This is a genomic window from Pseudomonas sp. H1_F01, assembly GCF_054681425.1.
Genome location: NZ_CP162823.1, coordinates 2,070,935 through 2,093,784, shown reverse-complemented (window position 1 = coordinate 2,093,784; position 22,850 = coordinate 2,070,935). Strand labels below are relative to the sequence as shown.

21 protein-coding genes and 1 pseudogene are annotated in these 22,850 nt (G+C 62.1%); 7 read left to right on the top strand and 15 right to left on the bottom strand.

Annotated elements, in window-relative coordinates; translation table 11 throughout:
- The 4 genes from lpxK to AB4O09_RS09645 all read right to left on the bottom strand — a co-directional run bounded on the left by lpxK (position 1) and on the right by AB4O09_RS09645 (position 4,414).
- On the bottom strand, positions 1 to 1,011 hold the full coding sequence (lpxK, locus tag AB4O09_RS09660; RefSeq protein ID WP_460108131.1) for a tetraacyldisaccharide 4'-kinase: 1,011 nt from the start codon (positions 1,009 to 1,011) through the stop codon (positions 1 to 3).
- Positions 1,011 to 1,439: an ExbD/TolR family protein gene (locus AB4O09_RS09655; RefSeq protein WP_013694002.1), complete on the bottom strand. Its 429-nt coding sequence runs from the start codon at positions 1,437 to 1,439 to the stop codon at positions 1,011 to 1,013. Before AB4O09_RS09655 ends, lpxK begins: the two co-directional genes overlap by 1 nt.
- Positions 1,436 to 2,071, bottom strand: coding sequence for a MotA/TolQ/ExbB proton channel family protein (locus AB4O09_RS09650; protein ID WP_003204294.1), 636 nt, complete (start codon positions 2,069 to 2,071; stop codon positions 1,436 to 1,438). Before AB4O09_RS09650 ends, AB4O09_RS09655 begins: the two co-directional genes overlap by 4 nt.
- Before the next feature lie 96 nt (positions 2,072 to 2,167).
- Complete coding sequence (locus tag AB4O09_RS09645; RefSeq protein WP_038859039.1) at positions 2,168 to 4,414, bottom strand: DNA internalization-related competence protein ComEC/Rec2; 2,247 nt, start codon at positions 4,412 to 4,414, stop codon at positions 2,168 to 2,170.
- A 144-nt stretch (positions 4,415 to 4,558) separates the two neighbouring features.
- On the opposite strand from AB4O09_RS09645, the gene AB4O09_RS09640 reads away from it, so the two are divergent.
- Complete coding sequence (locus AB4O09_RS09640) at positions 4,559 to 5,074, top strand: DUF2062 domain-containing protein (protein WP_003204298.1); 516 nt, start codon at positions 4,559 to 4,561, stop codon at positions 5,072 to 5,074.
- 86 nt (positions 5,075 to 5,160) lie between these two features.
- On the opposite strand, the gene AB4O09_RS09635 is transcribed toward AB4O09_RS09640, so the two are convergent.
- The 4 genes from AB4O09_RS09635 to AB4O09_RS09620 all read right to left on the bottom strand — a co-directional run bounded on the left by AB4O09_RS09635 (position 5,161) and on the right by AB4O09_RS09620 (position 8,340).
- Entirely contained in the window at positions 5,161 to 5,940 is a 780-nt protein-coding gene (locus tag AB4O09_RS09635; RefSeq protein ID WP_003204300.1) for an ABC transporter permease, read from the bottom strand.
- Positions 5,941 to 5,942: 2 nt separating this feature from the next.
- Positions 5,943 to 6,875 carry an ABC transporter ATP-binding protein gene (locus AB4O09_RS09630; RefSeq protein WP_003204301.1) on the bottom strand — a complete coding sequence of 311 codons (933 nt, stop codon included), beginning with the start codon at positions 6,873 to 6,875 and terminating at the stop codon, positions 5,943 to 5,945.
- Positions 6,876 to 7,011: 136 nt separating this feature from the next.
- Positions 7,012 to 7,635 (bottom strand): glutathione S-transferase family protein, encoded by a 624-nt coding sequence (locus AB4O09_RS09625; RefSeq protein WP_003204303.1) that lies wholly within the window; start codon positions 7,633 to 7,635, stop codon positions 7,012 to 7,014.
- Positions 7,636 to 7,680: 45 nt separating this feature from the next.
- A complete protein-coding gene (locus AB4O09_RS09620) occupies positions 7,681 to 8,340 on the bottom strand; it encodes a transglutaminase-like domain-containing protein (protein ID WP_460108129.1) in 660 nt (219 codons plus the stop codon).
- Positions 8,341 to 8,600: 260 nt separating this feature from the next.
- Between AB4O09_RS09620 and AB4O09_RS09615 the strand changes: the two are divergent.
- Both AB4O09_RS09615 and AB4O09_RS09610 read left to right on the top strand, forming a co-directional pair.
- Positions 8,601 to 11,047: pseudogene (locus AB4O09_RS09615) on the top strand (acyl-CoA dehydrogenase).
- 89 nt (positions 11,048 to 11,136) lie between these two features.
- Complete coding sequence (locus AB4O09_RS09610; RefSeq protein WP_003204309.1) at positions 11,137 to 11,544, top strand: PA2817 family protein; 408 nt, start codon at positions 11,137 to 11,139, stop codon at positions 11,542 to 11,544.
- A 163-nt stretch (positions 11,545 to 11,707) separates the two neighbouring features.
- Here AB4O09_RS09610 and AB4O09_RS09605 read toward each other — a convergent pair whose 3' ends face one another.
- Positions 11,708 to 12,706, bottom strand: a complete 999-nt coding sequence (locus AB4O09_RS09605) for a LysR family transcriptional regulator (protein ID WP_038859758.1) — start codon at positions 12,704 to 12,706, stop codon at positions 11,708 to 11,710.
- A gap of 90 nt (positions 12,707 to 12,796) precedes the next feature.
- Between AB4O09_RS09605 and AB4O09_RS09600 the strand changes: the two genes are divergently transcribed.
- The 4 genes from AB4O09_RS09600 (at position 12,797) to AB4O09_RS09585 (ending at position 16,188) form a co-directional block, all read left to right on the top strand.
- Positions 12,797 to 13,423, top strand: coding sequence for a serine-tRNA(Ala) deacylase AlaX (locus tag AB4O09_RS09600; RefSeq protein ID WP_028237402.1), 627 nt, complete (start codon positions 12,797 to 12,799; stop codon positions 13,421 to 13,423).
- A 479-nt stretch (positions 13,424 to 13,902) separates the two neighbouring features.
- Positions 13,903 to 15,126 carry a type II and III secretion system protein family protein gene (locus AB4O09_RS09595; RefSeq protein ID WP_003204315.1) on the top strand — a complete coding sequence of 408 codons (1,224 nt, stop codon included), beginning with the start codon at positions 13,903 to 13,905 and terminating at the stop codon, positions 15,124 to 15,126.
- Between the two features lie 56 nt (positions 15,127 to 15,182).
- Positions 15,183 to 15,896: a tetratricopeptide repeat protein gene (locus AB4O09_RS09590; protein WP_003204317.1), complete on the top strand. Its 714-nt coding sequence runs from the start codon at positions 15,183 to 15,185 to the stop codon at positions 15,894 to 15,896.
- A gap of 22 nt (positions 15,897 to 15,918) precedes the next feature.
- Positions 15,919 to 16,188, top strand: coding sequence for a DUF3613 domain-containing protein (locus AB4O09_RS09585; protein ID WP_060614062.1), 270 nt, complete (start codon positions 15,919 to 15,921; stop codon positions 16,186 to 16,188).
- Positions 16,189 to 17,236: 1,048 nt separating this feature from the next.
- On the opposite strand, the gene AB4O09_RS09580 is transcribed toward AB4O09_RS09585, so the two are convergent.
- Genes AB4O09_RS09580 through AB4O09_RS09555 form a run of 6 tightly spaced genes read right to left on the bottom strand, consistent with a single transcriptional unit; the run spans position 17,237 to position 22,846 of the window.
- Positions 17,237 to 18,202, bottom strand: coding sequence for a type II secretion system F family protein (locus AB4O09_RS09580; RefSeq protein ID WP_003204320.1), 966 nt, complete (start codon positions 18,200 to 18,202; stop codon positions 17,237 to 17,239).
- A 27-nt stretch (positions 18,203 to 18,229) separates the two neighbouring features.
- Entirely contained in the window at positions 18,230 to 19,216 is a 987-nt protein-coding gene (locus tag AB4O09_RS09575; RefSeq protein ID WP_003204322.1) for a type II secretion system F family protein, read from the bottom strand.
- Positions 19,213 to 20,655 carry a CpaF family protein gene (locus AB4O09_RS09570; protein ID WP_003204324.1) on the bottom strand — a complete coding sequence of 481 codons (1,443 nt, stop codon included), beginning with the start codon at positions 20,653 to 20,655 and terminating at the stop codon, positions 19,213 to 19,215. Before AB4O09_RS09570 ends, AB4O09_RS09575 begins: the two co-directional genes overlap by 4 nt.
- A 3-nt stretch (positions 20,656 to 20,658) precedes the next feature.
- Positions 20,659 to 21,879, bottom strand: a complete 1,221-nt coding sequence (locus tag AB4O09_RS09565) for an AAA family ATPase (RefSeq protein WP_003204325.1) — start codon at positions 21,877 to 21,879, stop codon at positions 20,659 to 20,661.
- Complete coding sequence (locus AB4O09_RS09560; protein ID WP_013694016.1) at positions 21,873 to 22,367, bottom strand: TadE family protein; 495 nt, start codon at positions 22,365 to 22,367, stop codon at positions 21,873 to 21,875. The genes AB4O09_RS09565 and AB4O09_RS09560 overlap by 7 nt, the downstream gene beginning before the upstream one ends.
- Positions 22,367 to 22,846, bottom strand: a complete 480-nt coding sequence (locus AB4O09_RS09555; protein WP_003204330.1) for a TadE/TadG family type IV pilus assembly protein — start codon at positions 22,844 to 22,846, stop codon at positions 22,367 to 22,369. The genes AB4O09_RS09560 and AB4O09_RS09555 overlap by 1 nt, the downstream gene beginning before the upstream one ends.
- Positions 22,847 to 22,850 lie beyond the last annotated feature (4 nt).

Below are 22,850 nucleotides of genomic sequence, written 5' to 3'. Positions count from 1 at the left end.
TTAAGGCAAAAGCCGATCCGGCAACAGGCGCATCAACTGCGTATCGAACCAGGCCGCGAAGGCCGGCGACGGCGCGGCGTCTACCGCCAGGTACCACCAGTCGGGTGCGGCGAAGGCACGGCATTTGACTGCGTCCTTTTCCGTCATGACCACCGGCAGCGATGGCATGAAACTCAAGGCCTGGGCGCTGTATTCGGCGTGGTCGGCAAACCCATGCGGTATTGGCCGCCAGTGTAGCGTTTCGAGGGTCTTGAAGAAACGCTGGGGATTGCCGATGCCGGCCACGGCATGCAGGGCCTGGCCGGGTGGAAAATGCTCAAGGGAGCACCGCTCGCCACTGGCCAGGTTCACCAGCGCGGTGGGACGCAATTGGAAGGCGAAACCGTCTTCGCGGTCGGCACTGGCGCCGTTGTACAGCACGGCGTCGACCGATTGCAGGCGCTCGACCGGCTCGCGCAACGGCCCTGCAGGCAGGCAACGTCGGTTGCCCAGGCCACGGGCGCTGTCGATCAACACCAGCTCCAGGTCTCGGGCCATCCGATAATGCTGCATGCCGTCGTCGGACAGGATCAGGTCCAGCGGTTCGGCCTCCAGCAGTGCCTGGATGGCGCGACTGCGATCAGGGTCGATCATCAACGGCACACCGGTGCGCTGGACAATCAACAGCGGCTCGTCACCCGCGACGTCGGCGCCCTGCTCGGCCGCGACCCGCCAAGGCAGTTGCGGCGGCTTGGCGCCGTAACCCCGGCTGACCACGCCGACCCGCAGGCCACTGCGCTGGCAGTGCTGGATCATCCACAGGATCAACGGCGTCTTGCCGGTGCCGCCAACGGTGATATTGCCCACCACGACCAACGGCACGGGGGGCTGGTAGATCTGGCCTTCACCCGCCAGGAAACGCTCGCGCTTGCCCACCACCACCCGTCGGTACAACCACTCCAGCGGCCGTAGCAGGGTCAGGGCCGGGTGACCTTCATACCACGCGGCAAGCAATCGATCGGACATGGCCATCAGGGTGCGGGGGCCGCCTCGACCGTGGTCATGCGCAGATGGCTGAAACCGAGCTTGCCAGCCGCGTCCATGGCGGTGATCACCGATTGATGAGGGGTCTTGCCGTCGGCGCTGATGGACAGCGGCAGGTTGGTGTCGCCGCCAGACTCTTTCTGCAGGGCCTCGATCAGGCTCGCCAGGTCGCTCTTGGGCAGTAATTGGTTGTTCACCGAGAACGCCCCTTCGGCGCTGATGGTGATTTCCAGGTTCTTCAGTTGCTGGTCTTCGGCCGGCGAGCCGCTGACGGCCTGTGGCAATTCAACCTTGAGCTGGGTTTCCCGGGTGAACGTGGTGGTCACGACGAAAAACAGCAGCAGGATGAACACCACGTCGATCAGCGACGCGAGGTTGATCTCGATGTTTTCCCGTGGCTTGCGGCGGAATTTCACTTCTTGCCCCCAGCCAGGTCCACGTCACGGTCCCCCTGCACCACCTCGACCAGCTTGATGGCTTCCTGCTCCATGCCCACCACCAACTCGTCGACGCGGCGTTGCAGGAACCTGTGGAAGAACACCGAAGGGATACCGACCATCAGGCCAGCAGCGGTGGTGATCAAAGCCTTGGAGATCCCCCCCGCCAGCACCGCAGCGTTAGTGGTCATGCCGGAACCGGTGAACGCACTGAAGATGTCGATCATGCCCAGCACCGTACCCAGCAGGCCCAGCAGCGGGGACATGGCGGCGATGGTGCCCAGGGTATTGATGTAGCGCTCCAGTTCATGGATGACCCGGGCGGCGGCTTCCTCGATGCACTCCTTCATGATCTCGCGACCATGCTTGGAGTTCGCCAGGCCGGCGGCGAGGACTTCCCCCAAGGGCGAACTGGCTCGCAGCTCCTTGAGCTTGTCCTTGTTCAGCTGCTTGTCCTTGATCCAGACCCAGACCTGCCCGAGCAGATGCTCCGGGGTCACGCGGCTGGCCCGCAGGGTCCACAGGCGTTCGGCAACGATACCCAGTGCCGCGATGGAACTCAGAATGATCGGCAACATCATCCAGCCGCCGGATTTGACCAATTCCCACACAGTGACTGCCCCCTCGAAAAAGTGCGCCACTTTATCACACAGACTCGCCTTGCAGACCCGCCCCCACCGATAAGCGCATCAGCCGATTGCGCTGGATCAATATTGCCCCGGTGGCCCGACGGCTGGCGGATCACGCCAATAACGGCGGTGCCCGGCCTCGGTGCGCGGCACCCCGAAAGCCCCCAGTAGCAGACGAATGGCGCCCTGCTCGGCGCTGTCGTAGATCGCCAGGCCTGAGCGCCGATACCGGGCCATCACCTGGGGATGAGGGTGGCCGAATGCGTTGCCCTGCCCTCGGGAGATCAATACTGAATGCGGCTTGAGACGCGACAGCAACGCCATCGACGACGAACTGCGACTGCCGTGATGCGGCGCGGCCAGCCACTGGATCGGCACGGCCAGGGCCTCGTCGAGCAAGGCGCGCTCGGCAGGGGTGTCGATATCGCCGGTCAGCAGCAGGCGTTCACCGCCCGCCTCCACCACCAAGACACAGGACTTCTGGTTGCTCTCGACGGCAGAGGCCCACCGCCACAGTTCGAACCCGACCCCATCCCATTCCCAGCGCCTGCCACTGTCGCAAGGCCCGGCCAGCAGTTCGGCGGGCAGCGCGTCCGGATCGCCGCTGATCACTTCCAGCGTCGGCAGCCCATTGCGCACGGCGCGGGCACCGCCAGCGTGATCGGCGTCGGCATGGCTGAGCAACATCAGGTCCAAGCGGCGCACACCCAGTTTGCGCAAGGTCGGCAGGACGACCCGCTCGCCCGCGTCAGCCTCGCCAAAGCGCGGCCCGGCGTCGTAAAGCAGGGCGTGCCGCCGGGTCCGCACCAGCACCGCCAGCCCTTGGCCCACGTCCAGTTGCCAGATCTCGGCGTGCCCTTGCGGCAGGTGTTCTTGCGGTGGAAAAACCATCAGCAACACCATCGGCCACCCCAGTACACGTAGCGGCACACCTTTGGGCAACAGCAGCAAAAAAGCACCGAAGGCGGCGATGCCCAAGGCCCAGGGCGGGACTGCGGCAGGAACCCAGGCCGGCATTCGTCCGGCAACCAGTGCCAGCCCCTTGAACAGCAGATCGAGCAGCCCACCGGCAATCCACAGCAGGCCTTCGCCCATGAGCGGCACCGGCAACAATGCCGTGCCAAGCAGCGCCAGCGGCAATACCAACAGGCTGATCCAGGGCACCGCGAGCAGGTTCACCAACGGCCCGCTGAGGCTGACCGGCAAACCCACGATCAACAACAACGGACACAGGCCGAGCGCGACCAGCCACTGGGCACGGGTCCAGGTTTGCCACCAGCGCCAGGGCCCCAGGCGAGCGCCAAAGGTGAACATCAATATGGCCACGGCCGCAAACGACAACCAGAACCCCGGCCGCAAGCTGGCAAGCGGGTCGAACACCAGCACCCCGACGAAGGCCAGCAGCCATGCCCACCACGGATCTGGCTGTTTGAAACGCAAGCGCCACAGCAGCACCAGGCCGATCATCGCGCAGGCCCGCCGCACCGGCACCTCGAAGCCGGCGAGCAAGCCGTAGCCCAGGGCGGCACAGAAGGCCAGCCCACAGGCCCAAGGCAACCAGGCCAGACCCACCGGCCAAAGACCATAACGCGCCGCGCCGGCCACCAACAGGTACACCAGGCCGGCGAGCAGGCCGATGTGTTGCCCGGAGATCACCAGCAAGTGGACGGTGCCGGTGTCTTGCAGCACCTGCCAATCCTCGCGACTCAGCCCGCCGCCGTCGCCCAGCACCAGAGCCGCCAGCGCACCGGAGCGGCCGTGGGCATCGACCTGTGCCAGCGCCTGGCGCACCTCGTCACGCCAGGCCCCCCGGGCCGCTTGCAGGAGATGGCCATCCTTGATGGTACCGGTCGCGCCGATGCCGCGGCTCAGCAACCAGGCGGCATAGTCGAAGCCGTGCGGGTTCAGCAGCCCACTGGGCCGCTTGAGTTTCACCGCCAATCGCCATCGTTCGCCGCTGTTGACCGACGGACCACCGAACCAGGCGAGACGCATCGCCGTCGGTAGACGGGTACGGCGTGAATGGACATCGGCCAGTTCGAAGCGCATCACGCCTTCGCCCTGTTGCGGCAAACCGATCACTTGACCCTCGACCCAGCGGGTTTCGCCGTCAAGCGCGATGGGTAACCGGTCGTCCAACGCACACTGCGCCGACAGGCAGGCCCAGGCCAGCCCGAACAGGAAAAAACCCAGCGGGTAGGTTCGAAACGGCAACACCATCAGCGCCAGCACCGGCATGGCTGTAATCAGCCATATCGGCGGCAGTGCCGGCAAAAAAATCGGGGCCAACAGCCCCAGTGCAAGCGCGACTAACCCTGTGCGCATAACCCGTCCTTGAGAGTGCCCTCTTCAGGCATAGACGGTCCACGGCACCGCTGGCGTTATCAATTGTCACAAAGTCTGAATCTGTCAGCCGTAGAATCCGGACATACTTGCGGCCTTAATGCGTTGAACCGACCGAGAAGCCTTATGCCCCGGCGCCTTTTCAAACGTTACATGCCAGACCCAGAGAGCATTCGGGAACATAAATCCTTACGTTTTCTCGGCACCCTGCTGCACGATCCCAACCTTTGGCACCTCAATCGGCACTCTGTCGCCCGGGCGATGGCTGTAGGCCTGTTTGCCGCATTCTTGCCAATCCCGTTGCAAATGTTGCTGGCCGCCGCACTGGCCATCACAGTGCGCGGCAACATGCCGATTGCGGTGAGCCTAGTGTGGCTGACCAATCCGATCACCATGCCGGCGGTGTTCTTCTGCACTTACCAGACCGGCGCCTGGCTGATGGACGTGCCCGCCCGGACGTTGCCCGAAGAGCTGACCTGGGAATGGATCAGCGGCCAGTTGTCCACCTTGTGGCAGCCGTTCCTGCTCGGCTCGGTGGTGACCGGACTGGTACTCGGCGCCCTCGCCTACTTCGTCACCATGAGTTACTGGCGCTGGTGGGTGGCCCGACAGTGGAAGCGGCGCAAGAAAAGCCGGATGTGAAATGCAAAAAGGCCTCCTGGGAATGGAGGCCTTTTTTTGGCGTTCATACTGACGCCATCGCGAGCAAGCTCGCTCCCACAGGAAGGTTAGGTACGCATCCCGCGCCCGCTGACCAGCAACCGCGCACAACCGATGTAAAGCACCAAGGTCGCCACCAGCATGAAGGTAATGGCGATGCTGATCTTGATGTCCGATACCCCGAGGATGCCGTAGCGAAAGGCATTGACCATGTGCAGCACCGGGTTGGCCAGGGACACGGTCTGCCAGAACGGCGGCAGCAGGGAAATCGAGTAGAACACTCCGCCCAGGTAGGTCAGCGGCGTGAGCACGAACGTCGGGATGATGGAGATGTCATCGAAGTTGCGCGCAAACACGGCATTGATGAAACCCAGCAGCGAAAAGATCGTGGCCGTGAGCACCACCACCAATACCGTCACCCCCAGGTGATGCACCTGCAAATGGGTGAAGAACAACGACAGCAGGGTCACGATCAGGCCCACCGCCAGGCCGCGCAGCACACCGCCCAGGGTATAGCCGATGAGGATCGTATGGGGCGACACCGGTGAGACCATCAGCTCTTCGATCGAACGCTGGAACTTGCTGCCGAAGAAACTCGACACCACGTTGCCATAGGAGTTGGTGATCACCGACATCATGATCAGCCCCGGCACGATGTAGTCCATGTACGTGAAGCCGCCCATGTCGCCGATCTGCCGGCCGATCAGGTTACCGAAGATCACGAAGTACAAGACCATGGTGATGGCCGGCGGCAGCAGCGTCTGCGGCCAGATCCGCATGAAACGCCGAACCTCACGGTAAACGATGGTATTGAGGGCGATGAGGTTGGGGCGCAGTTCGGAACTCATGCTCATACCGCCACCTTCGCCAGATTTTTCTCCACCAGGGACACGAACAACTCCTCGAGGCGATTGGTTTTGTTGCGCAGGCTCTGCACTTCAATGTTCTGCAAGGCCAGCTGGGCGAACAACCCGGTGATACCCACGGCTTTGTCCACCTGGACTTCCAGGGTGTGGCTGTCCACCAGGCGGGCCGGATAACCCATGAGCCGGGGCGCCGTCGTCAGGTCGTTTTTCAGGTCCAGCAGGAAGGTTTCCACATGCAGTTGGCTGAGCAACTGGCGCATGCTGGTGTTCTCGACGATGGTGCCGTGGTCGATGATGCCGATGTTGCGGCACAACTGTTCAGCCTCTTCCAGGTAATGGGTGGTGAGGATGATGGTGATGCCTTTCTGGTTCAGCTCGGTGAGGAAGGCCCACATCGAACGACGCAGTTCGATGTCCACGCCGGCAGTCGGTTCATCGAGAATCAACAGGCGCGGCTCATGCACCAGCGCACGGGCAATCATCAGGCGCCGCTTCATGCCGCCAGACAATGAACGAGACGGCACGTCGCGCTTATCCCACAAGCCCAGTTGGGTCAGGTACTGCTCGGCGCGCTCGTTGGCGATCTTCGGCGGAATGCCGTAGTAACCGGCCTGGGTCACGACGATGTCGAAGGTCTTCTCGAACTGGTTGAAGTTGAATTCCTGGGGCACCACGCCGATGCAGCGCTTGAGGGCGGCGGGCTCGCGGTCCAGATCATGACCAAAGACGTTCACCGTGCCGCTGGTCTTGTTCACCAACGTGGAAAGAATGCCGATGGTGGTGGATTTGCCGGCACCATTGGGGCCGAGCAAGGCGAAGAAATCACCTTCGGCGACATCCAGATCGATACCACTCAAGGCCTGGAAACCGTTGCCGTAGGTTTTGGTTAGCTGCCGGATGGACAGAGCGGAACTCATATCGGATTACGCACCAAGAAGGGAGGGAGGAAAAGAATAGATAAGGGCGGGCGGCGAGCAATGCAACCACGGCGCACGAAGGCAATGGTGCTCGGCGTCGCCGCACAAGTACAGTCAAGTGTGTCGATAGTAAGTATTAAGTCAACGCGGTCATGACAGCCTTGCGGTAGGCCGGACGCTGCTGCAACCGCGCGTACCAGGCCTGCACGTTAGGTAGCGCAGCGCGCTGGATGGGCATCTCGAACCAGGCATAAATGAAACTGCCCAGGGGAATGTCGCCCATGCCGATTTCATCACCCGACAGGTAGGGCTGCTCACTCAAGGTCTGCTCGACCATCGCCAGCAAGTCGTCGCACTCTTTGATCGCCGCGTTGATGGCCGCCCAGTCCTGTTGCTCGGCCGGGGTACGCAAGACGCCCCAGAACACCGTGCGAAACGGTGCGGCAAAGCTGGAGGTGGTCCAGTCCATCCATTTTTCAGCCTGGGCCCGTGCCTGTATGTCAGCGGGGTACCAGGCCGAACCCGACGCATGGCGAGCAGCCAGGTAACGCACGATGGTGTTGGATTCCCAGAGCACGAAGCCATCGTCTTCGATCATTGGCACCCGACCATTGGGGTTTTTCGCACGGTACTCGGGCGTGTCCACCACACCGAATGCCCCGCCCGCATCAATGGCCTCGTAGGCCAGCCCCAACTCTTCTGCGCACCACAACGCCTTGCGCACATTCGATGAATTCTTCCGGCCCCATATCTTCAGCATCACGGCGTCCCTCGATGGATAAATGCCGCCGCAGCATACGCCGGATCAGGCGCGACTCAAATCACCCTGCATGTCACCGAGCAAGCACGGCACCTGCGCGCCGAACAGGTGCGGGTAGCATTTTTCCAGGTGTTCGAAGAAGAACGCTTCGGGTACATCGGCGAACTGGCCGTGGTCGGTGACATATTCCATCAGCTTCGCCCCTTGCCGGTTGAACGGGTGGAAAACGCTGTCGTGGCGACCGTCGAATTCCAGCGGGGCCACGTCGAACAACTCGCACAGCCCTTGGTTGAATGCCGGCGTGGCCTTGACCCAGCGGTCGTTCAGGTACAGCTCGGTATAACCGTGCATGGCGAACACGTCGCTCCTGAGCAATTCCAACAAGCGCGGCGTGGACAAGTGATTGCGGACATCCGCCAGGCCGATGCGCGCCGGGATGCCGCAATGCCGGGCGCAGCCGGCCAGCAAGGTAGCCTTGGGCACGCAATAGCTTTCGCCGGCAGCCAGCGCGTAACTGTCGCGCAGGGTCGCCGGGTCGCGACTGAAGGTATAGGGGTTGTAGCGCACCGCCTCGCGCACGGCGTAATACAGGCTGACCGCCTGGGCCAGCGGGTCGCGGTCGGTGCCGCGGTGGGTTTCGGTGAAGTCGATGACCGCGGGGTGATCGCTGTCGATGAAGGGGCCGGGGTTCAGGTATTGCTGCATAAAGGGAAGACCTCTCGGGAAACATCACCGCTTGCCTCGAGTTTATCCACAGCCCCCGGCCAGCGATAACGGCATTCCGGCCAAACAATGGCGTTTTCTCACCTTGTTAACGAACGATTTCCCACGGCTGTTGCCAACCAGACTGGCGCAATGCACCCAGGGTTTCCCACGAAATCAATCACATTGCGCTGACCGCCGGTTTTGCAGATGCCGTCTAAGCTCTGAAGGTCGGTTTTGCCTTGGTTCACGGAGGATTACATATGCTGTTGTTGTGGATACTGGTCCTGGTCGTCGGGATCGCCTGGCTGGCGCATCGGCGCATCGACCCGTTGCCCGCGCTGGGTATCGTCGCGGTCTACCTGTTGGCCATGGGCATTTTCAGCCATGCGCCCGGCTGGCTGCTGCTGATCCTCTGGGTGGTACTCGCAGCTGTCGCGGCCCCGCTGCTGCTACCGGACCTGCGCCGTCGGTATTTCAGTGCGCCGATGTTCGACTGGTTCCAGAAAACCCTGCCGCCCATGTCCGAGACCGAGCGCGACGCCATCGACGCCGGCACGGTGTGGTGGGACGGCGAACTGTTCAGCGGCCGCCCGGATTGGGACTTGCTGCTGGCCTACCCCAAGGTGCAACTGACCGAGGAGGAGCAAGCGTTCCTCGACGGCCCCACCGAAGCCCTCTGCGCAATGGTCAGCGACTGGCAGATCGGCCAGGCCATGGACCTGCCGCCTGAAGCCTGGGCCCATATCAAGGAGCACGGGTTCTTCGCACTGATCATTCCCAAGGAATACGGCGGCAAGGGGTTCTCCGCCTATGCCCACTCCCAGGTGGCGATGAAACTGGCCACGCGCAGCGGCGACCTGGCTTCCACCGTGATGGTCCCCAACTCCCTCGGCCCGGCGGAACTGCTGCTGCACTACGGCACCGACGAACAACGCGACCATTACCTGCCGCGACTGGCCCGTGGCGACGATATTCCCTGCTTCGCCCTGACCGGGCCACTGGCCGGCTCCGACGCCGGGGCGATGCCCGACACCGGCGTCATCTGCAAGGGTGAATGGGAAGGCCAGGAAACATTGGGCCTGCGCCTGAACTGGGAAAAGCGCTACATCACCCTCGGCCCGGTGGCCACGCTCCTGGGCCTGGCCTTCAAGGCGTATGACCCCGACCACCTGCTGGGTGACGAAGAAGACCTGGGCATCAGCCTCGCCTTGATTCCCACCGACACCCCTGGCGTGCATATCGGCCGCCGTCACCTACCCCTTGGCGCCGCGTTCATGAATGGGCCGAACTGGGGCAAGGACGTGTTCATCCCGCTGGACTTCCTCATTGGCGGCCAGGCCATGCTCGGCAAAGGCTGGATGATGCTGATGAACTGCCTGTCGGTCGGGCGCTCGATTTCCCTGCCGGCTGTGGGCACCGGTGCTGCAAAGTTCACCAGCCTGGTAACGGGCCAGTACGCCCAGGTGCGCGAGCAATTCAACGTACCGTTGTCGGCGTTCGAAGGTATCCAGGAAGCCATGGCGCGCATCGGTGGCAACGCCTGGATGATGGATGCTGCACGCATGCTGACCGCCAACGCCGTGGACCTGGGGGAAAAGCCTTCGGTGCTGTCGGCCATTCTCAAGTACCACCTGACCGAACGCGGCCGCGAGTGCATCAGCCACGCCATGGACGTGCATGGCGGCAAGGGCATCATCATGGGCCCGAACAACTACCTGGGTCGCAGCTGGCAAGGTGCGCCGATATTCATCACGGTCGAAGGCGCGAACATCCTGTCGCGCAACCTGATGATCTTTGGCCAGGGCGCCATTCGCTGCCATCCGTTCGTGCTCAAGGAAATGGCCCTGGCAAGCCGTGAAGACAAGGACCAGGCGCTGGTCGAGTTCGACGCCTTGCTGCTCAAGCACATTGGTTTTGCCGTGAGCAACGCCGCCAGCACCCTGGTGCTCAACCTCGGCCTGGGGCATTTCGAGAAGGCTCCCGGCAATGCCTTGAGCCAAGGTTATTTCCGCGCCCTCAACCGGCAGGCTGCGGCGTTCGCCCTGCTGGCGGACCTGAGCATGATGCTGCTGGGGGGGAACTCAAACGCCGGGAACGCTTGTCGGCCCGCTTGGGCGACGTATTGAGCAACCTGTACCTGGCGTCCGCCGCACTCAAGCGCTATCACGACCTGGACTCGCCGGACCACATGACACCGCTGTTCACCTGGGCCATGGAGGAAAGCCTGGGCCAGTCGGAACGTGCGCTGGATGAACTGCTGAGCAACTTCCCGAACCGGGTGCTGGGTTGCCTGTTGCGCCTGGTGGTGTTCCCCTTCGGTCGCCGTCACAAGGGCCCGAGCGACAGGCTCGACGCCGAGGTGGCGGCGGTCATCGGTCGGCCCAAGGGTGACCCGACCCTCGAAGAGTTGCTGCAGGGCTGCTATCGCCCACAATCAGCCGATGATCCGGTGGGCGCCCTGCAACACGCCGCCGACCTGCTGGCCGCCGCCCATCCGCTGCACAAGAAACTGCACGTGGCGCTCAAGCAGGGTCAGCTCAACCCTGCGCCAGGCGAACCCCTCATCGATGCGGCCCTGGAGGCCGGCGTGCTGCAAGCCGGTGAAGCGCAGACCTTGCGCGCTGCCGAGGCGGCGCGGCGCAAGGTCATCGATGTGGATGATTTTGATAAGGACGAGTTGACGCTGGCGCAGGACAAGGTCCGTTGATCCTGACGGCCAGCTACGCTCCTCATCTATAAAAGCAGGCGCAAGGGCTTTATACTCCTGCGCCCGTTTTGCTCTTGAGGACTTATCTCGTGTCCAATGTCGTTGCCGATCACCTTGTCTTGCTTGACCACTTGCGCAGCATCCTGGTCGCCGTGGGTGAGGCCGAACAGGTGCCCGAAGAAAGCCATGCCCTGTTTCTGGAGCGCTTCGACGAGTTGCGCGCGCAACTGCCCGTCGACCCGATCGAAAGCCAGTACCTGGGCCAGGACCTCCTGTGCCAAGTGATCGTCCGTTACCCACAGATCGCCCACCTGGTGCCTCGCGACCTGCTCTGGTACTTCGCCGGTGACTGCCTGCACTACATGCCCGACGAAGAAATCGCCCTGTACCAGGCCCTGGAGGAGCGTCGTTTCGAAGCCGAGCAAAACGACGAGCCTTTCGACTGGAACCAGGAAAAGCAATTGCTGGCGATGTCGGACCAGGACAGCAAGCACTGATTGCGATCCGTCATGCAAATGCCCGCACGATTAACCCGGCGGGCTTTTTTTTGCCTTGCCAAAGTGTATTGCCTGGACGGGCCTCATCGCGAGCAAGCTCCCACAGGTGAGCGATGGTGAGCTGCGGCTTCTGTGGGAGCGAGCTTGCTCGCGATGGGGCCGGTCAAAACAATCCATCACTCTCCGGCAACTCATAACCCGTCACGACCTTGCTAGGGCCACTCCCGCCGCCCACCGTGCTCAAGGTCGGCTCTTTCTCCAGGCACGCCACCAGATAATCAATGAACACCCGCAGCTTGGGCGGCAGGTAGCGAGTCGGGGAATGCAGCAACCACAAGCCACCGTGATAGGAAGCCAGGAACGTCCAGTCGGCCAATACCTGCACGATCAAGCCTTGCTCCAAGGCATGGCGGGCGGTGAAGTACGGCAGACTGCCAATGCCGATGTGCTGCAAGACGGCCCCCAACCGCACACCCGTGTGATTGGCCGCGTAGCGCCCGTGCACGCCGACGGTAACGGACTTGCTGCCTTTCTTGAATTTCCACCGCGCATCGTTCGGAGTTGCCCCCAGGTAAATGCAACTGTGTTCCAACAGGTCATGAGGATGTGTGGGCGTCCCATGTTCGGCCAGGTATTGCGGCGTGGCGCAAAGCAGGTGATCGATGGTCAGCAACTGACGCCCCACCAGCCCGACCGGAGGTTGATCGGTAATCCGGATGGCCAGGTCGACATGATCGTCGATCAGGTCAACCTGCCTATCCTTCAGGAACAGCTCCACATCGACCTTCGGATAACGACGCAAGAATTCGGGCATGTGCGGATGAATCACGAAACGCCCCACCGCCTTGGGTACGCTGACGCGGATGCGGCCTTCAGCCTCCTGGGTGAACTGCCCGCTGATTTCCATCACCGACCGAGCGGCGGCAACCATTTCCTGACAGCGCTTGAACACCTCTTCCCCGCCATCGCTCAAACGCAACTTGCGGGTGGTGCGTTGCAACAAACGGGTCGCCAGGGCTTTCTCCAGGCGAGAAATACTGCGGCTGATGGCCGACGGTGATGAACCTGACTGGCGGGCCGCCTCGGAGAAGCTGCCGGTCTCCACGACCTTGACGAAGATGGCCATTTCGGCCAGCAACGGCAACGGTAGATTTGTGCTCATGGCGCAACAGTCCATTGAAATTTGAACGGATTATCACCCTTTTACGCTCTATCTATAATCCCGTCACAATTTCTGATGTGGGTATGGCACATGACGCTTCGCCTCTTTTTCCATAGCGATGACCTCAAGGCCAACGTGGAAGTCCTGGATTGCAGCCCCCGGGACCATGAGTTTGCCGTGGTGCTGCACGCCACGCTGTTCCACCCCCAGGGTGGCGGTCAGCCCTGCGACACCGGATGGATCGGTGAAAGCCAGGTGCTGCGCGTGGTCCAGGAAGGGCCACAGATCGTCCATTACGTCGACCGTCCGGTGGCCTTGGGCACGGCTGCGATCAGCGTGGATGCGCAGCGTCGGCAGCTGAATGCGCGCCTGCACTCGGCTGGGCATCTGATCGGCCATTTCGCCGAGACCCGTGGCTGGACGCCGATCAAGGCCCACCATTGGCCCGGTGAAAGCCGCGTGCAGTTCCAGCCGGGGGAAAATCCTCAGGAACTGGACATCTCGATCATTCAGCAAGGCATCGACGAATGGATTGCCAACGACCTGCCGCGCCTGATCACGTTACGCGAAGGCCTGCGCGAAGTCGGTTTCGGTGAGCTTGCCGCCTACGGTTGCGGCGGCACTCACGTGCAGCGCCTGCAGGACCTGGGAACAGTCACCATCGCCTCGCTTTCGCAGAAGAAAGGAACACTGTCAGTGCACTACCACGTGGCCTGATATCCGCCAGCCCCTGCGACCAGCAATGGCTCGCAGGCCTCGCCTCCCCCTGTCAGATCTGGCTCCTGCAAATCCCCTTCACAACACAAAAAGACAGATTATTGACGCACGCTTGCGCGAGTTTTTCCCTTCCGTCACTTTTTAGTCATTTTTTTTATTCAAGGCGTGGCGCTTTGCCATGCTTGAACTACCGTCAAACAGAAGCGATGACAGGGTCGGCAAAACGCTCCTGAAGCGACCTGATCGACACCGTCGTTGCCTTCGAAAATCCCGGAGCCCCCGGGTACCGAAAAGTCGTTTGCAAGCAGCCTGTCGGTCAGTCAGGCCGGTGAAATGCGCCCGTTTGCTGGTAAGCGACGAGGCCTGAAACCGGACCCAATGGACCATCAGGCTAGATGGAAAGGGGTAGCCCGGGCCTCTTAAGTGATCCGAGGCAAATAGTTAAGCCTAGGGATGGTCTCTTCATCGAGGATCACTTCATGACCCATCGTACTGCTCCCGTTCTAAAACATTTCATTCATGGCCTGTTCTGGATGGGTCTTGGCTTGGATGCGGCCCAGGCCGCAGCGGCAAATTGTTCGCAACTGGACAATTTGCCGGCAACCTTCGAGGTCGGCCAAGGGCTCCAGAGCGAACTGCGCATCCTCGCCCCCGTGACGAAGTTGGCAGTCGGCGACCCGAAAATTGCCGATGTGCAGCCCAGTGGCAGCGATGCGTTTATTCTCACGGGCCTGGCGCCAGGCGCCACCAGCCTGATGGTCTGGACCGACTGTTCGAAGATACCGCGCCAGAGCATGGTCTTTGTCAAAGGCCGGGCCACCGAGGCGCTGACCAGCGCAGCGAGCATCCCTTCCGAAGACCCGATGCTGCTCGCCCAGGTGCAGACCGACATTCGTTTCGTTGAAGTCAGCCGGACCAAGCTCAAGGAAGCCTCGACGTCGATTTTCGGCACCCGTGGCAACTTCCTGTTCGGTTCGCCGAGGACATTGCCCACCGTCGGCGGTATTGTCCGGCCTTCATTACCGGTCAATAACGACATGTTCAACCTGTCTTTTGCCACCGGTAAAACGCTGTTGATGATCAACGCACTGGAAGGCAGCGGTTTCGCCTATACCCTGGCGCGGCCGAGCCTGGTGGCCCTCAGTGGGCAGAGCGCCAGTTTCCTGGCCGGTGGCGAAGTGCCGATCCCGGTGCCCAGTGCCGGCAGCGACAACGTGTCCATCGAGTACAAGGAGTTCGGCATCCGCCTGACCCTGACGCCCACCGTCATCGGCAAAAATCGCATCATGCTGAAGGTGGCACCGGAAGTCAGTGAGCTGGACTTCACCAACGCGGTGAACATCGCCGGGACGCTGGTTCCGGCGCTCACGGTACGCCGTACCGATACCAGTATCGCCCTGGCCGATGGCGAAAGCTTCGTCATCAGCGGCCTGATCAGCACGCGCAACAGCTCCCAGGTGAACAAGTTTCCGGGGCTGGGCGATGTGCCGATTCTCGGCGCGTTCTTTCGCGACAACTCCATCAACCGCGAAGAGCGCGAGCTGCTGATGATCGTCACGCCGCACCTGGTCCAACCGTTGGCGGCCGATGCGCAACTGCCGACATTGCCGGGCGAGCAACTGCGTAATTACGACCCGAATTTCTACCGCATGTACTTCCTCGAACATGGCGAGTTCGACAACCGCAGCGGGCTTTCCCAATGAGCCGGCACCTGATGGGCAAGGCATCCGATATCCAACGGGTTGCCAAGGGGCATTCAATGAAAGCAGTGATCGCAATAGCGGCGAGCTTGATGCTTGTCGGCTGTGCCAGCAACAGCGTAGTGGCTTCACGCACGGCCGATTGCGCCAAGCCCGGATCCGACCAGGAACTGGCCCTGAACATGGCCGAAGACATGGCCAACGAAGGTCGTTTGTACGCCAGCCTGGCGAACCTCGAACGCTTGCCCGAGGACTTGGTCCAGGTCCGCCTGCGCAAGGCTCGGGTGCTGCGCCTGATGGGCCGCAACGAGGCCGAACCGTTGTACAAAAGCCTGCTCGGGACATGCCTGGCCGCAGACGGTGAACATGGCCTTGGCCAGTTGGCAGCCGCCAGAAATGACAATGCGGCCGCTACGCAATACCTCGAACGCGCAGCGAAAATGGCCCCGACCGAAGGCAAGATCCGCAACGACCTGGGGGTCGTCTACCTCAACCAACGACGCGTTTCAGAAGCCCGCTTCGAGTTCATGACCGCGATGGAGCTCCAGCAGTCAGACTCGCTGGCAGCACTCAATATGGTGACCCTGCTGATCTACCAGGATAACTGGAAGCAGGCCGCCGAGCTCGCGAACATGGCCAAGCTGAGCCCCCAGCAAGTGGCAGATGCCCAAGCCCGTGCGGAAAAAATCAGGGGTTCGGCCGCTAACGCAGTGACGTCACAAGCCAACCGCCTGACCGAGGTTGTCGACGCCTCAACCGGCGCGGTCAAGTAGAGCGTTACGAGGAGTCCAAGAAATGATGACCAAACAATTGATGATCGCCTGCATGGTGAGCCTTTCCAGCAGCGCCTGGGCCATTGAACCAGGCCCCTCTTCGCCCGCACAGCAAGGCACCGAGAGCTGGATGCAACTGCAGATTCGCGGCGTGGCGGCCTCCACCAACCTGCAAACCGCCTCGGCCGCCGAACGCGAAATGGCCATGCAGCGTTGGCTCAACAGCTTCACCTATCCGATCCCGGAATTCTTTGACCAGGACTCGGGAGGCGATATCACCAGCAGTAAATGAAAAACACAGGAAACGAAAAGACCGCAGCCCTCGACAGCGCCTACATTTGATCCGATGTAGGAACTGCCGAGGGCTGCGGTCTTTTGGCTGACCGTCGGAAAAACCTGGGGCCCCCAACACTCATGCAACTGACCCACAGCTATCGCGAGCAAGCTCGCTCCCACAATGGGCCTGTGGTGAACACAAGACTCATGAACACCCAAGATCACCTGTGGGAGCGAGCTTGCTCGCGAAGGCGGACTGACACCCAACACTCATGCAACTGACCCACTGCTATCGCGAGCAGGCTCGCTCCCACAATGGACCTGGGGTGAACACAAGACTCATGGACACCCAAGATCACCTGTGGGAGCGAGCTTGCTCGCGAAGCGGCCTTCATCTCCAACATCCATGCAAACTGACCCACCGCTTTCGCGAGCAGGCTCGCTCCCACAATGGGATCGGGGTACGACCGGGAGAGCCAGGCCGGCTGTCAGGCCGCCTCGCGAGCAAGCTTTGCTCCCACAGGTCCTGCTCAAACAGATCTGATGGGTGTACGACCGGGAGAGCCAGGTCGGCTGTCAGGCCGCCTCGCGAGCAAGCTTTGCTCCCACAGGTCCTGCTCAAACAGAGCTGATGGGTGTACGACCGGGAGAGCCAGGTCGGCTACTAGGCCGCCTCGGGGTGGACGTTGATCTCGGGCGCCCCGTTAACCACGATCGCCGAACGTAGGCATTGCGTAGTGGGCATCCCGGCATGGATGCCGGGATAGCCGCGGCCATGGATGGCCCTTCGCGGCGGCCCACGGAGCAATGCCGGAGAGAGGGCACACCGAGCCTAGGCGAGGTGCCGAGTGGTGGGGCAAGAGCGTTTTGCTTACTTTTGACTGGGCCGGCTTCCGGGCTTCTCAAAAGTGAGCCGCCGTCAGGGCGGAACCCTAAGCAGCCGTTACCGCAGGAATGGATATGTACCCGGCCCCCGGTCAACAAGAGCAAGGCCAGCCGTCAGGCCGCCATCGCGAGCAAGCTCGCTCCCACAATGGGACTGTGGTGAACATAAGACCACCGATCTACATATTCCCGAAAGCCCTGAACACACCGATCATGGCCGGACCAATGGCAACCAGGAAGAAGCTCGGCCACAGGCAGAAAATCAGCGGAAAGATCAGCTTGGTGCCAATCTTGGCCCCCATTTCTTCCGCAGCCTGGGTACGCCGGTCACGAAACTCATCGGCGTAGATCCGCAGGGTATCGGCCACGCTGGTACCGAAACGGATACTCTGCGCCAGCAGGCTGACCAAACCCTGGATATCCTCCAGTCCGGTACGCACGGCCAGTTGCTTGAGCGCTTCGGTGCTGGTGATGCCCGCCCGGATCTGCGCATTGACCAGCGCCAGCTCCTCGGCCAGTTCAACCTGGCTGACCGACATCTCTTCGGCCACCCGCTCGATCGTCGTGGGCAGGGCCAGGCCCGACTCGACGCAAACCACCATCAAGTCCAGTGCATCCGGGAACGCGGCACGCAGCCGGCCTTGCCGTGCCTGCTTGCGTTTGCCGACGTAGATCGCCGGCAGCAACCAGCCAATGCCCGCCACGAGGGTCACCGCCAGCAGGCCGATGGCCACTGAAACCTTGACCATCGGCAGCAGCAACAACGCAACGCCAACCATCAACAACGGCAACATCAGGCGCACCGCCCAATACATCTGCACCGCCGAGGCAGACCGGTAACCGGCATGGGTCAGCAAGGTCTGGGTGGCGGACGTGTGGGCCTGATCGGTCGAGGCAAAGCGCTGACCAACCCGTTCCAGCAAGAGCTGCAGGTTACTGGGCGCCTCCTGTCCCACAGTGTTGCCCGCGTAACCGCGCTTGATCAGCGCCAGGCGCCGCTGCACCGGATCCTGCAGGCCCAGCATCAATAGCATGAGCGCGACGACCGCCAACACCGTACTGACGCCGACCACGGTGACGAACAACAGGCGTGCCAGCTCTTCGTTGCCGGTAAACCGACTCAACAATCCGAGCAAAAAGTCCATGACTCAAACCTCTCGGCGCAACAGCGCTTATACCTGGATCCGGATGATTTTTTTTATCCAGAAAATCCCGATCAACATGGCGCAGAACGCGCCGATGATCAGCTTGTGCCCTATGGGGTCATTGATCAGCACCGGCATGTAGCTAGGGCTGGTGAGTACGATGGCGATCGCCAGCACGAACGGGATCGCCACCAGCACCCAGGCCGACATGCGCCCTTCCGCCGACAGCGTCCTGATCTTGCGCTGGAAACGGAAACGCCCGCGAATCAAGCGACTCAGGCGCTCCAGCACTTCGGTCAGGTTGCCGCCGGTCTCGCGGTGGATCAGGATCGAGGTCACCAGCATCATCACCGTCATGCTCGGCATGCGCTCCAGCAGGCCGAGCATGGCCCGGCGCACATCGTTGCCATAGTTGATGTCGGAAAACGTCATGCCGAACTCCTGGGCGACCGGCCCCTTGTGCTCCTCGGCGACCAGACGCAGGGTTTCGTTGAACGGATGCCCGGCACGCAAGGCCCGGCACATGGCGTCCAGTGCATCTGGCAAACCTTCCTCGAACGCGGCGAAACGCTTGTTGCGGTCACGCAGGATTTTCAGCACCGGCAGCCAGGTCAGCGCAAATGCCGCCAGCAGCGCCAGCCACCAGACCTGCGAGAGCATCAGTACCAAGGCACCGGCCGCCCCCCCCAGGATCAGACCGAGCAGCATCACCCGATAAGCCCGGTACTCGTGCCCGGCCTGCTCGATCAGTTGGGTCAGGTTGGCCATGAACGGCAGCTGTTCCAGGCGGGCTTCCAAGGGGGACAGGCGCGTCAGGTATTTCTGCCGCAACACGGTCTGCATGTTGGGCAAGTGGTTGGCCTTCTCCAGCACATGCAGGCGCCCGCGAATGCGCTTGCGCATTTTCCCGGCCTCGCCGAACACCGGCACTACCACGCCTTGGGACAGCAGGAACACGGCGATGAATACCATGCCAAGGAAAATCAGAATGAACTCACTGGGGATATTGCTCATGACGTGCGGCCCTCCATCCACTCAGGGCGAAACAGGGCCAGCGGTAATTCGATGCCGCGCTTGGCGAGCACATCGCGGAAGGCCGGGATCATGCCACTGGGCCGATACTCCCCAAGCACCTCGCCGTGCTCGCCGATGCCCTGGCGCACGAAGGAGAAAATCTCGGTCATGGTGATGATCTCCCCTTCCATCCCGTTGATCTCTTGCATGCTCACCACGCGTCGCTTGCCGTCTTCTTGACGCTCCAGTTGGATCACTACACCGATGGCCGAGGCAATTTGTTGACGCATGGCCTTGATCGGAAACGTCGCCCCGGTCATCGACACCATGTTCTCGATTCGCCCCAACGCATCCCGTGCGGTGTTGGCGTGAATGGTGGTCAGGGAGCCGTCGTGGCCGGTGTTCATCGCCGTGAGCATGTCCAGCGCCTCGGCGCCGCGCACCTCGCCAATGACAATGCGGTCCGGACGCATCCGCAGGCTGTTGCGCACCAACTCCCGCTGGCTCACCTCGCCGCGTCCCTCGATGTTCGAAGGGCGGGTTTCCAGGCGTACCACGTGGGGTTGCTGCAGTTGCAACTCGGCCGAATCCTCGATGGTGACGATGCGTTCGTTGTGGGGAATGAAACTGGACAGCACGTTGAGCATGGTGGTCTTGCCGCTGCCGGTCCCGCCGGAGATCAGCACGTTCAGGCGCCCGCGAACGATGGCCTTGAGCAGCAAGGCAATGGCCGGGGTCATGGTGCCGACCTGGATCAGGCTGTCGGTGTTGAGCAGGTCCACGGCGAAGCGCCGGATCGACATGCTCGGACCGTCGATGGCCAGCGGTGGAATGATCGCGTTGACCCGCGAACCGTCCTTGAGCCGGGCGTCCACCAAGGGCGAGGACTCGTCGATACGTCGCCCCAAGCTGGAAACGATGCGGTCGATGATGTTCAGCAAATGCTGGTCATCGCGAAAACGCACGTCGGTGCGCTGCAGCTTGCCGAAGCGCTCGACATAGACCGAGGCAAACCCGTTGACCAGGATGTCGGACACGCTATGGTCGGCCAACAGCGGTTCCAGCGGCCCGAGGCCGAGCACCTCGTCGGTGATCTGCTTGATGATCAGCTGACGGCTGACGGTACTCACCGGTGCCGAATGTTCCTCGAGCAGACGCTGGCAGATATCGCGTATCTGCCGCGCGGCCTCGACTTGTTCCAGGGCATCGAGCAACGACAGGTCCATGACCTTGAGCAATTGCTGGTAGATCTTTTCCCGCCACTCGGCCTCCACCGGCGTGACCTGGCTGCGGGTTTCGTACAGCACGTCAGGGATGGCCTGCTCCCAGGCCATCAACGCGGCTGTCGGGTCCGGCTGGCCGTCGCCGGGCTGGGCGTCGGCTGAAGCGCCAGGTTTGATGGGCTGTTTGCGCAAGCGGTTACGAAAGTCGCTGATCATGGGTCATCCCCCGAAAAAACGGTTGAAGGCACGTTTAAGCAGGCCCTTGTCTGTGGCCATCTGGTGACCGACCAGGTCTTCGGTCAAATCGCGCAGGGCGGCGGTGATTGCCGCCTTCGGCGCATGCAGCCCCAACGGCACGCCAGTGTTCTGACTCTGGCTGACCAGGTTGAAGTCATTGGGCAATTTCGACAGGTTCGTGCAACGCAGGGCCTCGCCGATGTCCTTGAGGCTGACGGCGGCGTTTTTGTCATAGCGGTTGATCACGATCTGCAACTGATCCCCGCGCACGCCCAGGTCTTCGCGAAGGATGCGCACCAGGGCACTGGCGTCGCGCAGGTGGCTGACACTCTGTTGCACCACCACGTACACCCGGTCCACCTGTTCCAGCACCGAACCGGTGAGGTGATCGATCTGCCGCGGCAGGTCCACCACCACCCAGTCATAACTGGCGCGGGCCAGTTGCAACAGGGCGTCGAGCTGTTCCGGTTGGGCGTCCTGGGGCAGGCACAATTCGCCAGCCCGGCCACCCAGTACGTGCAGGGTCGGGCTGAAGTGGCTGCAAAAACCCCGCAGCGCGACGCTGTCCATGTCATCGATCTGCTGCAGCACTTCCAGATGGCTGTGGGACTGCGCCACGTCCAGGTAATGGGTCACGCTGCCAAATTGCAGGTCCATGTCCAGCAGCAAGGTATTGCCTGCCCGGGCGCTGAGCTGCTGGGCCAGGTTGCAGGCCACCAGGGTTCCGCCGGAGCCGCCCTTGGCGCTGATCACGGCGACCAGCTTGCCCTCGTTGCCACTGCCCAGGCGCACATCCGCGACCAGGCGATTCAACGCCGCCACCAATTCGGTATCGGCAATGGGTTCGGGCAGCACGTCCCGGGCGCCGGCCTGCATTGCCAGGCGCATGCCCTCCTGCTCACCCAAAGGGCCACACACCAGCATCGGCGGACGTTCATGGGCCGGACGTTGCAGCAACGCCGACAGTTCTTCACGCCACAGGTGGCTGACGCGTAGCAGCAGCAGGTCGGGCATGCGGTCCAGGCCGTAGAGCGGGTCGACATGGCCGTTGCTGACCAGGCGCGTGCTCACTTCAAGGCCAGGCATGCGCTGGCAGACGCATTGCAGGTCGCGCAGGGACGTGGCATCGCGACTGCTGATCAGTATCCGCAGCCCGGCTCTGCCAGTCGCGGTCGAAAGCGGAGTTTCCCTGGTGTTCAGCATGGTGTGATCTCCCCGGAATCGGAATGACGCCCAAGGCTTTCGCGTGGCAAGGTTGCCCGGAACGTGGGCAAGGTGATGGGCACGCCTAAGCCGGGAATGAACAGGTTGAAAACGAAGTTCTGCACGCTCAGCCGGACATAGCGGATGGCACGAAACCCTGTGGCGCTGGACGTGTCGCCGGGGTTCGCCACCACGGCGCCATCGACGTCCAGGTAGGTCAGCGCCAGGTTCGTGGTCGCCAGGCTGCTGATCAGTTGACTGGTCCCGGCGTCCGTTGCGGCGTTGAAGATGGCCCGGCGCAACACCACCGGGTCGCTGATGTTGCACACCGCCGCCAGACGCGCACCGCGCCGTGCGGCTTCATCCAGGGCGTTGACGGTGAAATACAACCGGCCCATTTCCAGCACCCCGAACAGCAGGGTGAACACCAGCAGGCCAACGAAGGCGAACTCCACGACGTACGTGCCGCGCATGTGCTTATTGTTCATCAGAGCGCCCTCATGACGGTGGTCGCCACCAACTGGATGCCCAGCGGAATGGCGTTGCCAAAAAAACCGGGGATCGACCCATTGCAACTGCCCGCACCAATCACCGGGCAGAAGGTGTAGGTAATGGTGACGCGCACATGATCAATGCCCACGGCGGCGACCTGCACGTTAGCCGTGGTCAACCCGGACACCACGGCGGTTCCAGTAGCGCTGGGCACGCCATACACCGCGACGTTTTTCGTCTGGGTCAGGAGCGTGCCGCCCAAGGCGACGGCGCCGAGGGTGGAGTTCCACGCCTGGCTGGCGACGAAGCGGTCGGCATCGCGGCTGGCCTGCAACAGCACGTTGTACTGGTAGAGCATGCGACCGAACTCGCCGAAGGCCAGCAGCAACAACAGCAGCAACGGCAGCACCAGGGTGAACTCCACCAGCGCCACGCCTTGCTGGGCTTGCGCTGGTTTGAAATGAGAAAGTCCCATGACG